Annotated in this window: 7 protein-coding genes; 6 read left to right on the top strand and 1 reads right to left on the bottom strand. The window is 57.6% G+C overall.

Annotated features, from left to right (window positions below):
- The 6 genes from ACRESJ_RS11925 to ACRESJ_RS11900 form a co-directional block, all read left to right on the top strand.
- On the top strand, positions 1-192 hold a 192-nt coding region (locus ACRESJ_RS11925; RefSeq protein ID WP_431758063.1), incomplete at its 5' end, for a hypothetical protein.
- Between the two features lie 88 nt (positions 193-280).
- Positions 281-970, top strand: coding sequence for an ABC transporter permease (locus ACRESJ_RS11920; protein ID WP_431758062.1), 690 nt, complete (start codon positions 281-283; stop codon positions 968-970).
- Between the two features lie 62 nt (positions 971-1032).
- On the top strand, positions 1033-1926 hold the full coding sequence (locus ACRESJ_RS11915; protein WP_431758061.1) for a glycine betaine ABC transporter substrate-binding protein: 894 nt from the start codon (positions 1033-1035) through the stop codon (positions 1924-1926).
- A 12-nt stretch (positions 1927-1938) separates the two neighbouring features.
- On the top strand, positions 1939-2592 hold the full coding sequence (locus ACRESJ_RS11910) for an ABC transporter permease (RefSeq protein ID WP_431758060.1): 654 nt from the start codon (positions 1939-1941) through the stop codon (positions 2590-2592).
- The gene (locus tag ACRESJ_RS11905) at positions 2589-3746 is read left to right on the top strand and encodes an osmoprotectant ABC transporter ATP-binding protein OsmV (protein ID WP_431758059.1); all 1158 of its coding nucleotides are present in this window, start codon (positions 2589-2591) and stop codon (positions 3744-3746) included. The genes ACRESJ_RS11910 and ACRESJ_RS11905 overlap by 4 nt, the downstream gene beginning before the upstream one ends.
- Before the next feature lie 659 nt (positions 3747-4405).
- The gene (locus ACRESJ_RS11900; RefSeq protein WP_431758058.1) at positions 4406-5569 is read left to right on the top strand and encodes a type III PLP-dependent enzyme; all 1164 of its coding nucleotides are present in this window, start codon (positions 4406-4408) and stop codon (positions 5567-5569) included.
- Between the two features lie 60 nt (positions 5570-5629).
- On the opposite strand, the gene ACRESJ_RS11895 is transcribed toward ACRESJ_RS11900, so the two are convergent.
- Positions 5630-5749: transposase (locus ACRESJ_RS11895; protein WP_313930428.1), on the bottom strand; the 120-nt coding region annotated here is incomplete at its 5' end.

The raw sequence follows: 5749 nt of genomic DNA, 5'->3' as shown, positions 1-5749 counted from the left end.
CTTTTGACTTTGCTTTTAAAGATCAAGTTCAAAAGATCGCAGCCTTCGGCAGCTCCTACAGGGGTGGTCAATCGTTTCAAAATATGGAACCTTTTAAAAGGTGGAGGCGTCCACTCCCCTGCTACGACCACTCGTCAGGGGGCCGAAACATCTGCAAGTCAGCCTGACGAGGCTGCGCTCACGGCTCGATAGAGCTGCTTCTCGCGAACGCCCTGCCCGGCAGCCAATGACGGCCTGCCACACGGGACTGCGCTCGCCGACTGAAAAAAGGAGTCCGCCTGTGGCTATCCACTATGGCAAAGGGCTGATAGGAGGCGCGTTGGTAATCGCCCTTCTGGCCCTGCTGATCCACTGGATCGGCGTCGAAACGATCGAACATTACCGCGACGATTTGCTGTTTTACCTGCAAGCCCATCTGTTGCTCGTCCTCGCGTCCATGCTGGCCGCCCTTGTCGTGGGCATCCCCGCCGGCATCCTCCTCAGCCGCCCGAGCATGATCGGCCGCGCCGAACGCTTCATGCAGCTCTTCAATATCGGCAACACCGTTCCTCCCCTCGCCGTCCTCGCCATCGCCCTGGGCATCCTCGGCATCGGCAGTGGCCCGGCGATCTTCGCCCTGTTCCTCGCCTCTCTATTACCCATCGTGCGCAACACCTATGAAGGCCTGAAAAACGTTCAGGGTTCGCTCAAGGAAGCCGCCGTCGGCATCGGCATGACCCCGCGCCAAGTGCTGTGGAAAGTCGAATTGCCCAACGCCGTGCCGATCATCATCGGCGGTGTGCGGGTGGCACTGGCGATCAACGTCGGCACCGCACCGCTGGCGTTCCTGATCGGCGCCAACAGCCTGGGCAGCCTGATATTTCCCGGCATTGCCTTGAACAATCAGCCGCAACTGCTGCTCGGCGCGGCCTGCACCGCCCTGCTGGCATTGCTGCTCGATGGTTTGGTGACAATCGCCAGCCGTCTCTAGCTCGAACGCGGCTTGCGCCCGTCATAGCCCTGCAAAGAAAGCCTCCAGGCAAAGGAATTTTCATGAAAACATCAAGCTTTTTACTAGCTTGCATTCTGCTGTTCGCAGGATTTGCCCACGCCGCTGAAAAACCGTTGATCCGCATTGGTGCGCGGGTGTTCACCGAACAAACCCTGCTCGCCGAAATCACCTCCCAATACCTGCGCGCCAAAGGTTATGACGTACAAGTGACCGGCGGCCTGGGTAGCAACCTGGCCCGCAGCGCTCAAGAAAGCGGCCAACTGGACATGCTTTGGGAATACACCGGCGTGTCGCTGGTGGCGTACAACCATGTCACTGAAAAACTCGATAGCGAACAGTCCTACGCCCGGGTGAAAGAACTCGACGCGAAAAAAGGCCTGGTCTGGCTGACGCCGTCGAAATTCAGCAACACCTATGCCCTCGCACTGCCGAAGAACGTTGCGGACCAATACCCGCAAATCAACAGCATCAGTCAGTTGAACAAGGTGCTGCGCGAGGAAAACAAGGCCAACAATCTGGTCGCACTGGACACCGAATTCGCCAACCGCTCCGACGGTCTCGACGGCATGGTGCAGCTTTACGACATGAACCTGTCCCGCAAGAACATCCGCCAGATGGATGCCGGCCTGGTCTACACCGCGCTGCGCAACGGGCAGGTGTTTGCCGGATTGGTCTACACCACCGACGGTCGCCTGAACGCTTTCGGACTGAAGCTGCTGGAAGACGACAAGCATTACTTCCCGGACTACACCGCAGGCCCCGTGGTGCGCCAGGCCTTTCTCGACAAGCACCCACAACTCGCCGGCCAACTCAAGCCGCTGGCGGAACTGTTCGACGACGAAACCATGCGCCGGCTCAACGCCAGGGTCGATGTCGATCACCAAAGTCCATCCGTCGTTGCCGCTGATTTCCTGCGTCAACACACCATCCACTGAGGAGGAAAAGCCATGGAATTCTTGAACGCCTTTTCCCATCTCGACTGGCAACAGGTGATGCACCTGACCTGGCAACACATCACTTTGGTCGGTATCGCCGTAACCCTGGCAATTGTGGTCGGCGTGCCATTGGGCGTTTTGATGACGCGTTTCCCGACCCTCGCCGGCCCTTTGCAAGCCAGTGCCACGGTGCTGCTGACCGTGCCGTCGATCGCCCTGTTCGGCCTGTTGCTGCCGTTCTACTCGAAGTTCGGCCAGGGCCTGGGACCGATGCCGGCGATCACTGCTGTGTTTCTGTACTCGCTGCTGCCGATCATGCGCAACACCTACCTGGCCCTGACCAACATCGAGCCGGGCATCCGCGAAGCCGCGCGCGGCATCGGCATGACCTTCGGCCAGCGTCTGCGCATGGTCGAACTGCCCATTGCAGTACCGGTGATCCTCGCCGGTGTTCGCACCGCCGTGGTGATGAACATCGGCGTGATGACCATTGCCGCCACCATCGGCGCCGGCGGCCTGGGCGTACTCATCCTCGCGTCCATCAGCCGCAGCGACATGTCGATGCTGATCGTCGGCGCCGTGCTGGTCAGTGTGCTGGCCATCTTCGCCGACCTGATCCTGCAACTGCTGCAACGCTCGTTGACCCCAAAAGGACTCCTGAAATGATCGAACTTCAAAACCTCAGCAAGACCTTCCAAAGCAACGGCAAAGATGTGAAAGCCGTGGACTCGGTAAGCCTGACCGTCAATGAAGGCGAGATCTGCGTGTTCCTCGGGCCATCGGGTTGCGGCAAAAGCACCACGCTGAAAATGATCAACCGCCTGATCAAACCGACCTCGGGCAAGATCCTGATCAACGGCGAAGACACCACCGGCCTCGATGAGGTGACGCTGCGGCGCAACATCGGCTATGTGATCCAGCAGATCGGCCTGTTCCCGAACATGACCATCGAAGAAAACATCGTCGTCGTACCGAAGCTGCTCGGCTGGGACAAGCAGAAATGCCACGACCGCGCCCGCGAGTTGATGAGCATGATCAAGCTGGAGCCCAAGCAGTATTTGCACCGCTACCCCCGTGAATTGTCTGGAGGCCAGCAACAGCGGATCGGCGTGATCCGCGCACTGGCGGCCGATGCACCGCTGCTACTGATGGATGAACCGTTTGGTGCGGTCGACCCGATCAACCGCGAGATGATCCAGAACGAGTTTTTCGAAATGCAGCGGGCGCTGAACAAGACGGTAATCATGGTCAGCCACGACATCGACGAGGCGATCAAGCTCGGCGACAAGATCGCGATCTTCCGTGCCGGCAAACTGTTGCAGATCGATCACCCGGACACTCTGTTGGCGCACCCAGTGGATGACTTTGTCAGCAACTTCGTCGGCCAGGACAGCACCCTCAAGCGCCTGCTTCTAGTGAAGGCCGAAGATGCGGCGGACAACGCGCCATCCATCAGCCCGGAAACACCGGTGGCCGAGGCGCTGGAATTGATGGACGAGCATGACCGGCGCTACGTGGTGGTCACCTGCGCCGAGAACAAGGCACTGGGTTATGTAAGACGACGCGACTTGCATCGCCAGACCGGCACCTGCGGCCAGTACCTGCGTGAATTCAATGCCACGGCGGCGTATGACGAGCATCTGCGCATCCTGTTGTCGCGGATGTACGAATTCAACCGGGCGTGGTTACCGGTGATGGATGCCGGGCGGGTGTTTCTTGGGGAGGTTACTCAGGAGTCGATTGCGGCTTACCTGAGCTCCGGACGTTCGCGGGGGATGAAGACCAGTATTGTCTCGCCGGCTGAGACAGTAATCGCCTGAGCACTCAAATCTCCCGGTAAAAATGCAAAACCTGTGGGAGCTAGCCTGCTAGCGATAGGGCAAGGTCAGTCAAAACTGTTTTGATGATGAAATTGTCATCGCCAGCAGGCTGGCTCCCACAGATTCGGTGCAAATTTTTAGCGCTTCGCACGCCGGAAAAAAATATCAACAGTAGCGTTCGTAAAAACCATCCAAAAACACGCTCCGAAACAGACAAACTTCCTCTGAGCCTACCTTTTCGCAGGTAACGTCGCCGAAGTTGACGCTATCGTAGTTACTAGCGACTTTGCACACAAAAGCATCGAACGTGCAGGTATTTTTAACACTTCAAAATTGTCGGGGAACATCTGCCCGTCATCTCTGTCCGCTACAAAGAGTGATGTCCGTTACGTGCGTCAGGTGAGTGCAAAAACGCGACATTTTTTGTTGATCTCGAGCCCCTCACGCCCTAAAGTTCGCGCCGAACGTCCATGCTGGAAACGATCCATCCGGCTCAAGTACTGACGACGAGACAGCAAGGCCAAGGGAAAGCTGCACTTCCCATGGCCTTTTTGCTTTCGGCGACATGCCTTGGGAAGTAGGCGAACCAAAGTGGGGATACGGAGGGCGTTCATTTGCACCCATTGATTTCACGAGTTTGCCCATAGGAGCTCCCAAGTATGTCGATCCAGGTCGAAGACTATTTCGCGCGCGATACCTTCAAGAAAATGAAGGCGTTCGCCGACACGCAAGAAACCCCGTTCGTGGTGATCGATACCGCGATGATCAGCCAGGCCTATGACGACCTGCGCGCCGGTTTCGAATTCGCCAAGGTCTACTACGCGGTCAAGGCCAACCCGGCCGTGGAAATCATCGACCTGCTCAAAGAGAAAGGCTCGAGCTTCGACATCGCCTCTATCTATGAGCTGGACAAAGTGCTGGATCGCGGCGTCAGCGCCGACCGTATCAGCTACGGCAACACCATCAAGAAATCCAAGGACATCCGCTACTTCTACGAGAAGGGCGTGCGCCTGTTCTCCACCGACTCCGAAGCTGACCTGCGCAACATCGCCAAGGCCGCACCAGGTTCGAAAGTCTACGTGCGCATCCTGACCGAAGGCTCGACCACTGCCGACTGGCCTTTGTCGCGCAAATTCGGCTGCCAGACCGACATGGCCATGGACCTGCTGATCCTCGCCCGCGACCTGGGCCTGGTGCCTTACGGCATCTCGTTCCACGTGGGCTCGCAGCAGCGCGACATCAGTGTCTGGGACGCCGCGATCGCCAAGGTCAAAGTGATCTTCGAGCGCCTGAAAGAAGAAGACGGCATCCACCTGAAGCTGATCAACATGGGCGGTGGCTTCCCGGCCAACTACATCACCCGTACCAACAGCCTGGAAACCTACGCAGAAGAAATCATCCGCTTCCTGAAGGAAGACTTCGGTGATGACCTGCCGGAAATCATCCTCGAACCAGGCCGTTCGTTGATCGCCAACGCCGGTATCCTGGTCAGCGAAGTGGTGCTGGTTGCACGTAAATCCCGTACCGCTGTAGAGCGTTGGGTGTACACGGATGTGGGCAAGTTCTCCGGCCTGATCGAAACTATGGACGAAGCCATCAAGTTCCCGATCTGGACCGAGAAGAAAGGCGAGATGGAAGAAGTGGTCATCGCCGGCCCGACCTGCGACAGCGCCGACATCATGTACGAGAACTACAAGTACGGCCTGCCACTGAACCTGGCCATCGGTGATCGCCTGTACTGGCTGTCGACCGGTGCGTACACCACCAGCTACAGCGCGGTTGAATTCAACGGCTTCCCGCCATTGAAGTCGTTCTACGTTTAAGAGCAGTCGCTAGCTGTAAGTGAAAAGCCCATGACGTGTCATGGGCTTTTTTATGGTTCTTCACGGATTGCCGGGAAAGTCGCTCTTGATCTTCATGAAAAAGAATTCGCTGTCCCGGTAGCCGTAGGCCATACGCTTAATCACCTTGATGCGGTTGTTGATCCCCTCCAGTTGACCGGT

Source organism: Pseudomonas sp., assembly GCF_050739655.1.
Classification (GTDB): domain Bacteria; phylum Pseudomonadota; class Gammaproteobacteria; order Pseudomonadales; family Pseudomonadaceae; genus Aquipseudomonas.
This window is presented reverse-complemented; position numbering and strand designations above follow the sequence as displayed.